Origin of the sequence: Microbacterium sp. MEJ108Y (genome assembly GCF_000834175.1) — a bacterium.
GTDB lineage: Bacteria > Actinomycetota > Actinomycetes > Actinomycetales > Microbacteriaceae > Microbacterium > Microbacterium forte.
Map to the genome: position 1 here is coordinate 79,023 of NZ_JXQX01000030.1, position 14,036 is coordinate 93,058.

Consider the following 14,036-nt stretch of genomic DNA (forward strand, 5'->3'; position numbering starts at 1 on the left):
CTGCTGGCCTGCCTGGTACGGGGCCGGATACGAGGCGGGCTGCTGAGGCGGGTAGTTCCCGCCCTGTTGCTGGTACTGCCCTGGCGGCTGCTGCGGGTGCTGCCCCGGCTGCCGGCCCGACGCATACGGGGGCAGCGGCGGCGCGACGGGCCCGCCGGGTGCAGGCGGCGGCGACCCGGGAGGTGCGGGTGGCCCACTCAGCGGCGGCGCCAGGGGGACCGACGAAGAGAGATCACCGGGAGCCGCAGTCGGAGGCGGCGGGATGACCGGTTCGGGTTCCGAAGTCGGTGGATGCGCGTCGTCGACCATCGTGTCTGCCCCCCCTGCTCGCGTCGCCCGGTGCGACGCATGCTCCGCTGCCAGGCTAGCCGCCTCAGCGCACTCTGCTACCGATCAGTGCCGGTCAGCGAACAGTGCCGGTCAGCGAACAGTGCCGGCGCGCGAGGTGCCGCCGTCGTCGTCGACGTGCAGCAGCGACGCGTGCGACTGCTCCTGCTGCAGCTGGAATTCGAAGCGCGAGCGGTCACCGCGGTGGTGGGCCACGAAGTACTCGATCGGGATGCCGTCGGCGGAACGACTCACACTGCGCAGCCGCAGCAGGGCCGAGCCGGCGCTCACGCCGAGATACTGCGCCTGCTCGTGGGTGGCCACGGTGGCCTCGGCGGAGCGGACGCCGCTGGTGGCCACGATGTCGTGATCGGCGAGCAGTCGATACAGGGATCGCTCCGACAGGTCGACGCCGAGGGTGACGCCGCCGACGGCATCCGGCATCCAGGTCGTGGAGAGCGACCACGGTTCGCCGTCGACGTGACGGAGGCGGTCGAGCACCACGACGGGAGCGCCGACCTCGACCTCGAGGGCCGCCGCGATCTCGTCGTCGGCCAGGGTCTGCTCGTGCCGCAGCACATCGCTGTGCACGTGGCCGCCGCGGCGCTCGACGTCGTCGTACAGACCGACCAGCGTGTGCACGAGGCTCTCGCTGGTGCGCGGGCGGGACACGAAAGTGCCCTTTCCCTTGACCCGCTCGACGAGCCCCTCGTGCTCGAGCTGCGCGAGCGCCTGACGCACGACCGTGCGGGAGATGCCATAGCGCTCGCACAGGCGGTGCTCGCCGGGCAGGGGGTCGCCCGGCTGCAGGCCGTCTCTCGAGATGCCCTCGATGATCAGCTGACGCAGCTGGTCGTACATGGGCGCCGCGGAGTGGCGGTCGATCGTGTCGTTCATGTCAGTACGCCACCCCTGCGTGCAGGATCACATTCGCGTACGGGGTGAACTCTCCCGAGCGCACGAACGCGCGCGCCGAGTGCGTGAGCTTCTTGAACTCGACGTGCGGGATCAGCTCGATCTCGAAATCCTGATCGGCGAAGCGCTCGCGCAGCGCGGCGAGCACCTCGGGGCTCTTCTCGGCCACCTCCGCAGAGACGGTCGCGCCCTCGACGACGAGCTCGGCGAGAACGGTGTCGAGCACGTCGAAGAACGCCGGGGCCCCGGGGCGGTAGGCGAGGTCGATGCGCTCGGACCCTGGCGGAATCGGCAGCCCCGCATCGGTCACCACCAGCAGGTCGGTGTGTCCGGTCTCGCTGATCACGCGCGAGAGGGCGGGGTTGATGGTCGTCGCTGTCTTGCGCATGATGTCTCCTCGGGGGATGTCAGTGGGCGTCTCGTGCGGCCAGGAATGCCTCGACCTCGGCGCGCAGGGGCAGGCTCGGCGAGGCGCCCTGCTTCGTGACGGCGAGCGCGCCGGCGGCCGTGGCGATGCGCACGGCATCCGTCAGCTCCAGGCCGTTCGCCAGCGCCGCACCGAGATATCCGGCGTAGGCGTCGCCCGCGGCTGTGGTGTCGACGGCCTCGACCGGGAACGGGGGGATGACGGATGCTCCGGCTGCCGTCACGACGCACGAGCCTTGACCGGCGAGCGTGATCACGGCCGCGTCGACCCCGCGGTCGAGGAACCAGCGGCCCGCGAGCGCGGCGGACGCGGCATCCGTCACCTCGATGCCGCTGAGCACCGAGGCCTCGGTCTCATTCGGGGTCACGATGTCGATGTTCGCCCACACCGCGTCGTCGAGCGGAGCGGCGGGTGCCGGGTCGAGGATGACGGTCATGCCGTGCTCGCGTCCCCGCGACGTGATGTGCGCGGTGAGGGCCGACGGGGTCTCCAGCTGAGTGAGCAGCACCGAGGTGGTGGGCGCGAGGGCGGTGAGCGCCGCATCGATCTGCTCGGTGCTCAGGGCGGCGTTCGCGAGCGGCACCATGACGATGTCGTTCTGCGCCGAGGCGTCGACGCGGATGTGGGCGATGCCGGTCGGCCCGGGCACGGTGCGCAGGTGGGCGAGATCGACGCCGGCGTCGCTCAGGCCAGTGACGACGAGGTCGTGGAAGAGGTCGTCGCCGACGCATCCGACGAAGCTCGTGCGTGCTCCGGATCGTCCGGCTGCGACGGCCTGGTTGGCGCCCTTGCCGCCGAGCATCAGGGTGAACTCGTCTCCGAGGATGGTCTCGCCGCGGGCCGGGAGCCGGGTCGAGAAGGTCGTCACGTCTGCGGTCACACTGCCGACGATGACGACGCCGGTGCGATCGGGCGAGGTGGCGGCTGTCATGGCACTCCTGATCGTCGTCGATGCGGGGTGCTTTGACATCCTCCGCGGCTGTCATTACATTAGCCGAATCCGAACCTGTAACGACAGGTTGTGCACAAGGAGACCCGATGACCGCGCTGGCCCCCCGTCTCTATGTCGACAGCGCGGACGTCGACCGCGTCTCGTCGCTCCTCGCCGCGGGCGTCGTGCACGGCGTCACCACCAACCCGACGATCCTCGAGCGCGGCGGTCGCACCGCCGCCGAGATCCCCGACCTCTACGCCCGCTGGGCAGGCGAGGGTGCACGCGAGATCTTCTTCCAGACGTGGGGCGGCGACGCTTCATCCTTGCTCCGCAACGCCGAGGGCATCAGGGCGCTCGGCGACCGGGTGGTCGTGAAGGTGCCCGCGACGCGCGACGGTTTCGCCGCGGCATCCGCTCTGGTGCGCGACGGCGCGACCGTGCTCGTCACCGCCGTGTACTCGGTCGCCCAGGCGCTGGTGTGCGCCTCGATCGGCGCGCAGTACATCGCTCCCTACCTCGGACGCATGCGGGATGCCGGCATCGACGGCGACGCCGTGATCGCCCGCATGCAGGGGATGTGCGCGGGGAGCGATTCGAACGTGCTCGCCGCGAGCCTGCGGTCGCCCGACGACATCACCGGCCTGCGTCTCGCCGGGGTGCCGTACTTCACCGCGGCACCGGACGTGATCGAGCAGATGCTGTTCCACGGGGTCAGCGACAGCTCGGCGGCGGAGTTCGACGCGGCGATGGTGCGACTCGGGGCCTGAGGCGCGCCGATCGCTCTCAGGCGGTGGCCGCCTGACGCAGCCACCGCTCGACGCCGGCGATGTGCGCGGTGGCGAGCGAGGTCGCGAGGCCCGAATCGCGGCGGGCGATGGCGTCGGCGATCGCCCGATGCTCCGACAGCGTGCGCTCGACGGCTCCGCCCTCGGTGAGCCCCCGCCACACGCGGGCGCGCACGGTCTGGCTGCTCAGGTGCTCGATGAGGCTGGCGAGATAGGCATTGCCCGCCATGCCGACGATCTCGCGATGGAAGCGGATGTCGTGCTCGACGAGCTCCTCGATGCTCACCGTCGAATCGATGGATTCGACCTCGCGCTCGAGATCGGCGATCGCCTCGTCGGTGCCGAGGGTGGCCGCGAGGCCGGTCGCCTGCGACTCCAGCATCCGTCGCACGGCGAAGATCTCGAGCATCGAGTCGTCGTCGTGCATGTCGACGACGAACGAGATCGCCTCGAGCAGCAGGTGGGGTTCGAGACTGGTGACATAGGTGCCGTCGCCCCGTCGCACGTCGAGCACCCGGATCACCTCGAGCGCCTTCACCGCCTCGCGCATCGAGTTGCGCGACAGGCCGAGGCGTTCGGACAGCTCTTTCTCGGGAGGAAGCCGATCGCCGGGGGCGAGCTCGCCCGAGACGATCATCGCCTTGATCTTCTCGATCGCGTCGTCAGTCACTGCCATGGCGTCATCCTAACCATTCATCGGATGTCTGCGGCAGGATGGAGGCATGCGCGTACTCGATTCGCACCTGCATCTCTGGGATCCCGAGCTTCTGCACTACACCTGGCTCGAAGGCCCGCTCGCCTGGCTGTTCGGTGAGACCGAGATCGAGCACGCGCGAATAGGGAACGCGACCTCCGAAAGAGCGGTCTTCGTGCAGGCCGAGACCATCGAAGACGACTTCCTCGACGAGGTGCGCTGGGTGGCGAGTCTGGCCGCCCGCATCGGAGTGGTCGGAATCGTCGCCGGCGCTCGTCTCGATCGCGGCACCGACACGACCGCCCACCTTGAAGGCCTTGCGGCCGAGCCGCTCGTGGTCGGCGTGCGGCACAACCTGCAGGGCGAGCCAGACGGGCTGGCGGTGTCGGCCGCCTTCGTGACCGGCGCCCGCGAGGTCGCAGCGCACGGGTGGGCCTTCGACGCCTGCATCCGTGCATCCCAGCTTCCCGAGGTCGCCCGTCTCGCGGGGGCAGTGCCCGAGCTGCGGATCGTGCTCGATCACCTGGGCAAGCCGCAGGTCGGCACCGCGGATGCTCCGGTCGCGCCGACGATGGAATGGGTGCGGGATCTCGACGACCTCGCACGGCATCCGAACGTGCTGTGCAAGCTGTCGGGGCTTCCGGCCGAGGCCGGGGGCGACTGGTCGGCTGAGCAGATGCATCCGTTCCTCGACGCCGCAGCCGACGCGTTCGGCGCCGAGCGACTGATGTGGGGCAGTGACTGGCCGGTCTCGGTCATCGGCCCCGCCGAAGCGGACGACCCGTATGCCAACGAAGACGGAACCCCGATGTACCAGCCCACGGCGCGCAGTCGGTGGGCGGATGCCGTGAGCGGCTGGGCCGAGCGCCGCGGACACGACGTCGACGCGATCATGTGGCGCAACGCCGAGGAGTTCTATCGCGTCGGCGCCAGGCCCCCGCGCGAGGACGCTCGGGAGGAGCGGCCTCGTCGCGGTTTCCTGGGATGGCTGCGGGGCGACCGCGCGTAGCGGCCGACTCAGCTGCCGACGGGGCGGAGGCGCAGCTGCGCCATGCCGCCGTCGACCTCGATGAACGTGCCGGTGGTCGACCCCGCGGCGGGGCTCACGAGGTAGGCCACAGCCGCTGCGACCTCGTCGGGCGAGACCAGACGACCGTGCGGCTGGCGGGCCTCGAGAGCGGCACGCTCGGCGGCCGGGTCGGAGGCCGAGTCGAGCAGGCGCCCGACCCAGGGGGTGTCGGCGGTGCCGGGGTTCACGGCGTTGACGCGGATGCCGTCGCGCAGGTGGTCGGCTGCCATGGCGCGCGTCAGGGCCGAGACGGCGCCCTTCGACGCGCTGTACAGAGCGCGCTGCGGCAGCCCGGTGGTCGAGGCGATGGATGCCGTGTTGCACACGGCCGCGCTCGGCGACCTCTTGAGCCAGGGCAGCGCTGCCGAGGTGACGCGGGCGATGCCGGTGACGTTGATCGAGAGCACTCGCGCCCACTCGTCGTCGTCATTCGCGCTGATGTCGCCCTGTGCGCCGACCCCGGCGTTGTTGACGACGATGTCGATGCGCCCGAACCTCTCGGCGACGGCGGCCACGGCCGCATCCACCGATGCGCGGTCTGACACATCGGCCGTGAACGCGGCGAACGCGGCATCCGCTCCTGAGGTGTCGCGATCGAGCACCGCGATCTGGGCGCCGTCGGCGTGCAGTCGGGCAGCGACCGCCGCGCCGATTCCTGATGCGCCGCCGGTGACGATCGCGACCAGTCCGTCGAGTGTGCTGCTCACTTCTGTGCCTCCCATGCCACGAACTCCTGGCGCTGGTGCCCGAGCCCTTCGATCTCGATCTCGACGACGTCGCCGGCCCTCAGGTACGGGAACTTGCCGCCGAACGCGACGCCCTGCGGGGTGCCCGTGAGGATCAGGTCGCCGGGCTCGAGAGTGACGTACTGCGACAGGTGGTGCACGATCACACGCACGTCGAAGATCATGTCGTCGGTGTTCGAGTCCTGTCGCGCGTCGCCGTTGACCCAGCTGCGCAGCTGCAGATCGTCGACGTCGACCTCGTCGGGGGTGACCAGCCACGGGCCGGTCGGGTTGAAGCCCGGGGCGATCTTGCCCTTCGACCACTGCCCTCCGGAGACCTCCATCTGGAAGGCGCGCTCGGACACGTCGTTCGCCGTGACGTAGCCCGCGATGTGCGCGTCGGCATCGTCGGGTGAATCCAGGTAGGCGGCGCGAGCACCGATGACGATGCCGAGCTCGACCTCCCAGTCGGTCTTCTCGCTGCCGCGGGGGATCGTGACCGGATCGTTCGGACCGACGACCGTGTTCGGCGTCTTGAGGAACATGATCGGCACGGTCGGCGGCTCGGAGCCCGACTCGCGGGCGTGCGCGGCGTAGTTCTGGCCGATGCAGATGACGGCGCTCGGGCGCGCGATCGGCGCTCCGATGCGCATCGCTGCGGCATCCTCGAGCACGGGGAGCTCGTCGGCGGCGCGGGCGGCGTCGATCCGCGCGCGGAAGTCACCGGCGAGGAAGTCGCCATTGACATCGGATGTCACCGACCTCAGATCGAGGTAGCGCTCACCGTCGACGAGGACGGGGATCTCGGCGCCGGGAGTGCCTAGCCGTGCGAACTTCATGTCTCTCCTGATCACTGAGGATTCTGTGTTGCGGGGCGCGCCATGGTGGCCCGTCTCGTTGACAGTATAGACATCGGATGTTTACACTCCAAGAGATCTGCACGAATCCCCACCCCGTGCACGAGAGGACCCCGTGAGCCGCATCGTCGCCCTCGACACGACCGACATCCGCTTCCCCACGTCGCTGAGTCTGGACGGATCGGATGCCATGAATCCCGATCCCGACTACTCGGCCGCGTACGTGATCGTGCGCACCGACGCCGAGGACGGCATCGACGGCCACGCCTTCGTCTTCACCATCGGGCGAGGCAACGACGTGCAGGTCGCCGCGATCGACGCGCTCGCCGGGCACCTCGTCGGGCGCGAGATCGAGCCGCTGCTCGACGACATGGGCACGACGTTCCGCGACATCATCGGCGACTCGCAGCTGCGGTGGCTGGGGCCCGAGAAGGGCGTCATGCACATGGCGATCGGCGCGGTCATCAACGCGCTCTGGGACATCAAGGCGAAGCGCGCGGGTCTGCCGCTCTGGCAGCTCCTCGCACGGATGACGCCGGAGGAGCTGGTCGACCTCGTCGACTTCCGCTACCTCACCAATGCGCTCACGCGCGAGGACGCGCTCGAGATCCTGCGTGCCGCAGAGCCGGGCCGCATCGAGCGCGAACGAGAGCTGCTGGCCACCGGGTATCCGGGATACACGACGAGCCCCGGCTGGCTCGGCTACTCCGACGAGAAGCTCGAGCGGCTCGCCCGCGAGGCGATGGCCGACGGCTTCACCCAGATCAAGCTCAAGGTCGGTGCCGACCTCGACGACGACATCCGCCGCTTCCGCAAGGCGCGCGAGGTCTGCGGACCCGACTTCCCGATCGCGATCGATGCGAACCAGCGCTGGGAGGTGTCGGAGGCGATCGAATGGGTCAACGCGCTCGCCGAGTTCCACCCCGCCTGGATCGAGGAGCCGACCAGCCCCGACGATGTGCTCGGTCACGCCGAGATCGCCAGGGGAGTCGCGCCCATCCGCGTCGCGACCGGTGAGCACGCGCAGAACCGCGTCATCTTCAAGCAGCTGCTGCAGGCCGAGGCGATCGCGGTCATGCAGATCGACGCCGTGCGCGTCGCGGGCGTGAACGAGAACATCGCCAACCTGCTGCTCGCGGCGAAGTTCGGGGTGCCCGTCTGTCCGCATGCCGGCGGGGTCGGCCTGTGCGAGGCCGTGCAGCACCTGTCGATGTTCGACTTCGTCGCCGTCACGGGCACGCGCGAAGGCCGCATGATCGAGTTCGTCGATCACCTGCACGAGCACTTCGTGATCCCGACCGACATCCAGGGCGGCTCGTACATGGCGCCGACTGCGCCGGGCTCCGGCATGGAGATGAAGGCCGAGAGCATCGCCGCCTACACGTGGAAGGGACAGCATGTCGGCGTCTGAGGCTCTGGCGGTCCCCGCTCTCGGGTACGGGGCGGCGAACGTCGGCAATCTGTTCCGCCCGCTGAGCGACGACGAGTCGTGGGCGATCCTGGAGGCGGCGTGGGACAGCGGCATCCGCTACTTCGACACGGCTCCGCACTACGGGCTCGGACTCTCGGAGCGACGCCTGGGCGCATTCCTGCAGACCAAGCCGCGTGAGGAGTACGTGCTGTCGACGAAGGTCGGCCGGCTGCTGCGACCGAACCCCGACCACGACGGCGGGCTCGACACCGCGAACGACTTCCACGTGCCCGACGATCTGCAGCGCGTGTGGGACTTCTCGGACGACGGGATCCGTGCCGGTCTCGACGAGTCGCGCGAGCGGCTGGGCATCGAGCAGATCGATCTGGTCTATCTGCACGACCCCGAGCGGCATGACCTCGACCTCGCGCTCGCCGAGGCGCTTCCGGCGCTCGAGCAGCTGCGCTCTGACGGGCAGGTGTCGGCGATCGGGATCGGCTCGATGGTGTCGGACGCGCTCGCCGCATCGGTGCGCTCGGCGGACCTCGACCTGATCATGGTCGCCGGTCGCTACACGCTGCTCGAGCAGCCCGCCGCTGCCGAGGTGCTGCCCGCCTGTCGTGAGACCGGCACCGGCATCGTGGCGGCATCGGTGTTCAACTCCGGCCTGCTGGCGTCGAGCGAGCCGCGCCGTGACGGTCGCTACGAGTACGGTCAGCTGCCCGACGAGCTGTGGGAGAGGCTGCTGCGCATCGCCCGCGTGTGCGCCGACCACGCCGTGCCGCTGCCCGCCGCGGCCATCCAGTTTCCGCTGCAGTCCGACGTCGTGCGGTCGGTGGTCGTCGGGGGCAGTCGGCCGGCGCAGCTTCGTCAGAATGCCGAGTATGCGGCGCTCGAGATCCCGGCGGCGCTGTGGGATGAGCTCGCGGCGGAAGGGCTGATTCCGGCCTGAGTCGAGCTGCGCGCGTCGACAGCTCAGCAGGAACCGCCCCGGGAGAGCGGGTTCCGGCCGGCGGTATCGGTTTCAGCTCGCGTTCATGCTGAATTGTGCACCGGGTGGGCGCGGCGAGCGGACTCAGCGACCGACGGTCGACTCGCGGACGACGAGCTCGGCGGCGAACGGCGTCGGGGCGGGGAGTGCGGCCGTCGGATCGGCGAGCTGTCGGATCAGCGCCGCACCCGCCGCCCGTCCGATCTCGTACCCGGGCTGCCGCACGCTCGTCAGCGGCACGACGCTCTGATGCGCCTGCGCGACGTCGTCGAAGCCGACGAGCGCGATCTCGTCGGGCACGCGGATGCCGTGACGCAGCAGTTGAGTCATCACGCCGATCGCCACCATGTCGTTCGCCGCGAAGATCGCGTCGGGCCTGTCGTCTGCAGGGAGCGCGAGGATGCGCTCGGCGATCTCGAGGCCGTCTTCCGTCGTGAGATGCGGCACGTCGAACACCTCGACCGTGGCGTCAGAGCCGGTGACGGCGTCGCGCAGCCCCTGCAGCCGGTCGTTCGACTGGCTGACGCTCGGCGCCCCGAGGAACAGGATGCGGCGGCGTCCGATCGCCAGCAGGTGCTCACCCGCGAGGCGGCCGCCGCCGCGGTCGTCGAAGAGGACGGAGCCGACGGTCGGGGAGTCGGGGATGGGCCCGACCACCACCGAGCGGATGCCGCGGTCGGCGAGCTGCTCGAGCCGGGGCACCACGTCTTCGAGCGGATAGATCACGATGCCCTGCACCCGATGCGCCTCGAACATGTCGATGTTGCGACGCTCGGTGTCGGCGTCGCGGTTGCTGTTGCTGAAGAACAGCGACCAGCCGCCCTCGCGGGCGACGTCCTCGACACCGCGCGAGAGCTCGTGGAAGTACGGCAGCCAGGCGTCGAGGAGGATCAGCGCGAGCGCCTTGCTCGACCCCGCGCGCAGCTGTCGTGCGGATTCGTTCGGCACGTAGCCGAGCTGTTCGATCGCGGCCCGGACCTTCGCGGCGCTCGATTCGCCCAGCACGTGAGGGTGGTTGAGGTAGTTCGAGACGGTCGAGGAGGAGACCCCGGCGAGGGCGGCGACATCTTTGACGCTGGCGGGCATGGAGCTCCTTGTCGGCTGCGCCGGTGCGCTCGTGCGCGGGGGCCACTGCGCACCGGCGCGGCACCGACGAGTCCACAGTAGCCGAGCAGTTGGCACGTGCCAAGAAAGTTCTTGACAGCCCCGTACGACCCCGCGTACCGTGACCTGAACGCGGACTTGGCACGTGCCAAATCCCAGAGGCGATGGTGCCCCACACCCGTCTCCGAGAGGTCTCATGAACATCGGATGCCACGGGCTCGTCTGGACCGGACACTTCGATGCCGACGGCATCCGACTCTCGGTGGAGCAGACGAAGGCGGCAGGCTTCGACCTGATCGAGTTCCCACTCATGGATCCGTTCACGTTCGATGTCGCCGCCGCGAAGGAGGCGCTCGAAGAGCACGACCTCGCCGTCAGCGCCTCGCTCGGTCTCTCGGGGGCGACGGATGTGACCAGCTCTGATCCGGCAGTCGTCGCCGCGGGGGAGGCGCTGCTGATGAAGGCCGTCGATGTGCTGGCCGAGCTGGGCGGCCGGCACTTCTGCGGAGTGATCTACAGCGCGATGCAGAAGTACATGGACCCGGTGACGACAGAAGGGCTCGAGAGCAGCCGTCGCACCATCGCCCGCGTCGCGGATCACGCGGCCGAGCGAGGGATCTCGGTCTCGCTCGAGGTCGTGAACCGCTATGAGACCAACGTGCTGAACACCGCGCGGCAGGCACTCGCCTACCTCGCGGAGGTCGATCGGCCGAACCTCGGCATCCACCTCGACACGTACCACATGAACATCGAGGAGTCGGATATGTTCGCGCCGGTCCTCGATGCCGCACCCGCCCTCCGCTACGTGCACATCGGCGAGAGCCACCGCGGCTATCTCGGCACCGGAACGGTCGACTTCGACAACTTCTTCAAGGCGCTGGGGCGCATCGGCTATGACGGCCCGATCGTGTTCGAGTCGTTCTCCTCGGCGGTGGTCGCCCCCGACCTCAGCCGGATGCTCGGCATCTGGCGCAACCTGTGGACCGACAACGTCGAGCTCGGTGCGCACGCCAACGCCTACATCCGCGACAAGCTCGTCGCGGTCGACTCGATCAGGCTGCACTGACCCAGGGCAGTCCGTTCGAGATCCAGACCCGTTGTCAACTTGTTATTACAGGTCTTCCCATCCGAACAAGTCTTAGTTACATTTAGATACAACTTGCGCAGGGTGGGGCGCAGGACGCAGAATTGATCCGATGTTTCCAGGCCCGACTGGAATATCGCATAACGACCTTCAAGGAAGCAGGTGAGCACATGAGTGACCCCATTCTCAGAGTCGAGGGGATCAGCAAGGGATTCCCCGGTGTGCAGGCTCTCAAGGACGTGCACCTCGAGGTGCGGGCCGGCGAAGTGCTGGTGCTCGTGGGCGAGAACGGCGCGGGCAAGTCGACTCTGATGAAGATCCTCTCGGGGATCTACACCAAGGACGAGGGCGCGATCACCTTCGAGGGCCGGGAGGTCGAGCTCACCAGCCCCCTGCAGGCGCAGCAGCTCGGCATCACGATCATCCATCAGGAACTCAACCTGATGCCCGACCTCACCGTGGCGCAGAACATCTACGTGGGGCGCGAGCCCACGACCGGTCCCTTCCTGTCGGAGCGCAAGCTCAACGCGCAGACCGCCGCGCTGCTGCAGCGTCTCGACATCAGACTGAACCCGCGGCAGCTCGTGGGCGAGCTCACGGTGGCCGAGCAGCAGATGGTCGAGATCGCCAAAGCGCTCTCGTTCAACGCCAAGGTGCTCATCATGGACGAGCCCACGTCGGCACTCACCGACTCCGAGACCGAGACCCTGTTCGTGCTGATCGAGCAGCTGCGGGCGTCAGGCACCGGCATCGTCTACATCTCGCACCGCATGGACGAGCTGCGGCGCCTCGCCGACCGGGTCACGGTGCTGCGTGACGGCACATACATCGGATCACTGGATAAATCCGAGGTGAGCGTCCCCAAGATCATCGAGATGATGGTCGGCCGCGTGATCGACGAGGGAACCAGACCGCAGGCCCGCGAGCACGCCAACGATCCGATCGTGCTCGATGTGCAGGGGCTCTCGACCAAGAGCCTGCTCACAGACGTGTCGTTCCAACTGCACCGGGGCGAGATCCTCGGCTTCGCCGGTCTCATGGGCGCCGGTCGCACCGAGACGGCCCGGGCCATCATCGGCGCCGACCATCGCGACGGGGGCACCGTGTCGATCGGCGGACGACCGGTGCGCATCGCTCAGCCGGCGGATGCCGTCAAGCACGGCGTCGGCTACCTCTCGGAGGACCGCAAGCTGCTCGGGCTGATGCTCGAGCAGGACGTCACCTTCAACACCGTGCTCGCCTCACTCGGGTCGTATGCCAACGCGATCGGCTGGATGGGCGACGGCAAGGCGAAGAACCGCACCAAGGACTACGTCCAGCAGCTGCGCGTCAAGACGCCCTCGGTCAACCAGGTCGTCAAGCTGCTGTCGGGAGGCAACCAGCAGAAGGTCGTCATCGCCCGGTGGCTGATGCGCGACTGCGACATCCTCATCTTCGACGAGCCGACGCGAGGAATCGACGTCGGCGCCAAGGAAGAGATCTACCGCCTGATGCAGCAGCTCGCTGATCAGGGAAAGTCCATCATCGTCATCTCGTCGGAGCTGCCGGAGATCCTCCGCGTCGCGAACCGCATCGCGGTCTTCGCGAACGGGCGCATCACCGGCACGCTCCGCAACGAGGACGCCAGCCAGGAGAAGATCATGCAACTCGCAGCCCACGGAGAGGAAGACTGATGAGCGCTCCGCAGAACGGGTCGTCGACGACGACGATCATCCAGACGGCTCTCGATGAGAACACCGACAAGCGCGACGTGGTCGGCTTCCTGAAGCGTCAGGTGCAGCAGTCCCTCGCATTCGGCACCCTGATCGTGCTCGTGATCTTCTTCTCGATCGCCAGCCCGAACTTCTTCACCTTCAGCAACATCGCGACCGTGCTGCTCTCGACTGCGGTCATCGGCATCCTCGCCCTCGGCACGACGTTCGTCATCATCACCGGCGGCATCGACCTGTCGATCGGAACCGGCATGGCCCTGTGCGCCGTGATGACCGGTGTCATCGTCACCAATCTCGGCCTGCCGGTCTGGCTCGGCGTGATCGGCGGCATCGCGACCGGTGTGCTGATGGGCCTCGTGAACGGCATCAACATCACGTTCCTGCGGCTGCCCCCGTTCATCGCGACCCTCGCGATGATGATGATCGCCGGTGGCCTCGCCCTCGTCATCTCCAACGTCGCGCCGATCTACTTCTCGACCTCGGCACCGGACTTCAAGAAGATCGCGCTCGGCGTGATCATCCCCGGCATCCCGAACGCCGTGCTGATCACCGCCGCGCTCGCGATCGTCGCCTGGCTGGTGCTGTCGAAGACGCTCCTGGGTCGGTACACCTTCGCGATCGGCTCGAACGAGGAGGCCACGCGCCTCTCGGGCGTCAACACGCGACGCTGGACGATCTTCATCTACATGTTCGCGGGAGCGTTCACGGGCATCGCGGGCATCGTGATCGCCGCCCGTCTCGACTCGGCGCAGCCGCAGATCGGCACCGGGTACGAGCTGCAGGCCATCGCGGCCGTCATCATCGGCGGCACCTCGCTGCTCGGCGGGCGCGGGTCGATCCTGGGCACCGTGATCGGCGCGCTGATCATGAGCGTGCTCGTCAACGGACTGCGCATAATGTCGATCCAGACGGAGTGGCAGAACATCGTCGTCGGCGTCGTCGTGCTGCTGGCCGTGTTCCTCGACTCGCTGCGCAACCGCCAGCACACCTGATCAAGACCT

14 protein-coding genes are annotated in these 14,036 nt (G+C 68.5%); 7 read left to right on the forward strand and 7 right to left on the reverse strand.

Going from position 1 to position 14,036, the window contains the following annotated elements:
• Positions 1-420: 420 nt before the first annotated feature.
• The 3 genes from RU09_RS13480 to RU09_RS13490 are packed head-to-tail and all read right to left on the reverse strand — an operon-like array spanning position 421 to position 2,600.
• Positions 421-1,224, reverse strand: a complete 804-nt coding sequence (locus tag RU09_RS13480) for a GntR family transcriptional regulator (protein ID WP_042541358.1) — start codon at positions 1,222-1,224, stop codon at positions 421-423.
• A gap of 1 nt (position 1,225) precedes the next feature.
• Positions 1,226-1,630, reverse strand: a complete 405-nt coding sequence (gene rbsD, locus RU09_RS13485; protein ID WP_042541360.1) for a D-ribose pyranase — start codon at positions 1,628-1,630, stop codon at positions 1,226-1,228.
• Between the two features lie 19 nt (positions 1,631-1,649).
• Positions 1,650-2,600 (reverse strand): ribokinase, encoded by a 951-nt coding sequence (locus tag RU09_RS13490; protein WP_042541361.1) that lies wholly within the window; start codon positions 2,598-2,600, stop codon positions 1,650-1,652.
• A 107-nt stretch (positions 2,601-2,707) separates the two neighbouring features.
• Between RU09_RS13490 and RU09_RS13495 the strand changes: the two genes are divergently transcribed.
• Positions 2,708-3,370: a transaldolase family protein gene (locus RU09_RS13495; protein ID WP_042541363.1), complete on the forward strand. Its 663-nt coding sequence runs from the start codon at positions 2,708-2,710 to the stop codon at positions 3,368-3,370.
• Between the two features lie 16 nt (positions 3,371-3,386).
• On the opposite strand, the gene RU09_RS13500 is transcribed toward RU09_RS13495, so the two are convergent.
• Positions 3,387-4,064: a FadR/GntR family transcriptional regulator gene (locus tag RU09_RS13500; RefSeq protein WP_042541364.1), complete on the reverse strand. Its 678-nt coding sequence runs from the start codon at positions 4,062-4,064 to the stop codon at positions 3,387-3,389.
• Between the two features lie 46 nt (positions 4,065-4,110).
• Here RU09_RS13500 and RU09_RS13505 point away from each other — a divergent pair, with 46 nt between their 5' ends.
• Positions 4,111-5,091: an amidohydrolase family protein gene (locus RU09_RS13505; RefSeq protein ID WP_042541365.1), complete on the forward strand. Its 981-nt coding sequence runs from the start codon at positions 4,111-4,113 to the stop codon at positions 5,089-5,091.
• An 8-nt stretch (positions 5,092-5,099) separates the two neighbouring features.
• Here RU09_RS13505 and RU09_RS13510 read toward each other — a convergent pair whose 3' ends face one another.
• Together RU09_RS13510 and RU09_RS13515 are read right to left on the reverse strand one after the other, a co-directional pair.
• Positions 5,100-5,873, reverse strand: a complete 774-nt coding sequence (locus RU09_RS13510) for an SDR family NAD(P)-dependent oxidoreductase (protein ID WP_042541366.1) — start codon at positions 5,871-5,873, stop codon at positions 5,100-5,102.
• Entirely contained in the window at positions 5,855-6,715 is an 861-nt protein-coding gene (locus RU09_RS13515) for a fumarylacetoacetate hydrolase family protein (protein ID WP_042541368.1), read from the reverse strand. Before RU09_RS13515 ends, RU09_RS13510 begins: the two co-directional genes overlap by 19 nt.
• A gap of 133 nt (positions 6,716-6,848) precedes the next feature.
• Between RU09_RS13515 and RU09_RS13520 the strand changes: the two genes are divergently transcribed.
• Both RU09_RS13520 and RU09_RS13525 read left to right on the forward strand, forming a co-directional pair.
• Complete coding sequence (locus RU09_RS13520) at positions 6,849-8,144, forward strand: L-fuconate dehydratase (protein ID WP_042541369.1); 1,296 nt, start codon at positions 6,849-6,851, stop codon at positions 8,142-8,144.
• Positions 8,131-9,096: an aldo/keto reductase gene (locus RU09_RS13525; protein WP_042541370.1), complete on the forward strand. Its 966-nt coding sequence runs from the start codon at positions 8,131-8,133 to the stop codon at positions 9,094-9,096. The genes RU09_RS13520 and RU09_RS13525 overlap by 14 nt, the downstream gene beginning before the upstream one ends.
• 123 nt (positions 9,097-9,219) lie before the next feature.
• Here the strand turns inward: RU09_RS13525 and RU09_RS13530 are convergent, their stop codons facing one another.
• Positions 9,220-10,221, reverse strand: a complete 1,002-nt coding sequence (locus tag RU09_RS13530; RefSeq protein WP_042541371.1) for a LacI family DNA-binding transcriptional regulator — start codon at positions 10,219-10,221, stop codon at positions 9,220-9,222.
• Positions 10,222-10,435: 214 nt separating this feature from the next.
• On the opposite strand from RU09_RS13530, the gene RU09_RS13535 reads away from it, so the two are divergent.
• The 3 genes from RU09_RS13535 (at position 10,436) to RU09_RS13545 (ending at position 14,027) form a co-directional block, all read left to right on the forward strand.
• Positions 10,436-11,305: a sugar phosphate isomerase/epimerase family protein gene (locus RU09_RS13535; protein ID WP_042541372.1), complete on the forward strand. Its 870-nt coding sequence runs from the start codon at positions 10,436-10,438 to the stop codon at positions 11,303-11,305.
• Positions 11,306-11,493: 188 nt separating this feature from the next.
• Positions 11,494-12,996 carry a sugar ABC transporter ATP-binding protein gene (locus tag RU09_RS13540; protein ID WP_042541374.1) on the forward strand — a complete coding sequence of 501 codons (1,503 nt, stop codon included), beginning with the start codon at positions 11,494-11,496 and terminating at the stop codon, positions 12,994-12,996.
• On the forward strand, positions 12,996-14,027 hold the full coding sequence (locus RU09_RS13545) for an ABC transporter permease (RefSeq protein WP_194285966.1): 1,032 nt from the start codon (positions 12,996-12,998) through the stop codon (positions 14,025-14,027). Before RU09_RS13540 ends, RU09_RS13545 begins: the two co-directional genes overlap by 1 nt.
• Positions 14,028-14,036 lie beyond the last annotated feature (9 nt).

Bases quoted from the DNA above. Each gene is read 5' to 3' on its own strand.
- RU09_RS13540 (WP_042541374.1), top strand. From the start codon at position 11,494: ATGAGTGACCCCATTCTCAGAGTCGAGGGGATCAGCAAGGGATTCCCC.
- RU09_RS13500 (WP_042541364.1), bottom strand. From the start codon at position 4,064: ATGGCAGTGACTGACGACGCGATCGAGAAGATCAAGGCGATGATCGTC.
- rbsD (WP_042541360.1), bottom strand. From the start codon at position 1,630: ATGCGCAAGACAGCGACGACCATCAACCCCGCCCTCTCGCGCGTGATC.
- RU09_RS13480 (WP_042541358.1), bottom strand. From the start codon at position 1,224: ATGAACGACACGATCGACCGCCACTCCGCGGCGCCCATGTACGACCAG.
- RU09_RS13515 (WP_042541368.1), bottom strand. From the start codon at position 6,715: ATGAAGTTCGCACGGCTAGGCACTCCCGGCGCCGAGATCCCCGTCCTC.
- RU09_RS13505 (WP_042541365.1), top strand. From the start codon at position 4,111: ATGCGCGTACTCGATTCGCACCTGCATCTCTGGGATCCCGAGCTTCTG.
- RU09_RS13535 (WP_042541372.1), top strand. From the start codon at position 10,436: ATGAACATCGGATGCCACGGGCTCGTCTGGACCGGACACTTCGATGCC.
- RU09_RS13490 (WP_042541361.1), bottom strand. From the start codon at position 2,600: ATGACAGCCGCCACCTCGCCCGATCGCACCGGCGTCGTCATCGTCGGC.
- RU09_RS13525 (WP_042541370.1), top strand. From the start codon at position 8,131: ATGTCGGCGTCTGAGGCTCTGGCGGTCCCCGCTCTCGGGTACGGGGCG.
- RU09_RS13530 (WP_042541371.1), bottom strand. From the start codon at position 10,221: ATGCCCGCCAGCGTCAAAGATGTCGCCGCCCTCGCCGGGGTCTCCTCC.
- RU09_RS13510 (WP_042541366.1), bottom strand. From the start codon at position 5,873: ATGGGAGGCACAGAAGTGAGCAGCACACTCGACGGACTGGTCGCGATC.
- RU09_RS13495 (WP_042541363.1), top strand. From the start codon at position 2,708: ATGACCGCGCTGGCCCCCCGTCTCTATGTCGACAGCGCGGACGTCGAC.
- RU09_RS13545 (WP_194285966.1), top strand. From the start codon at position 12,996: ATGAGCGCTCCGCAGAACGGGTCGTCGACGACGACGATCATCCAGACG.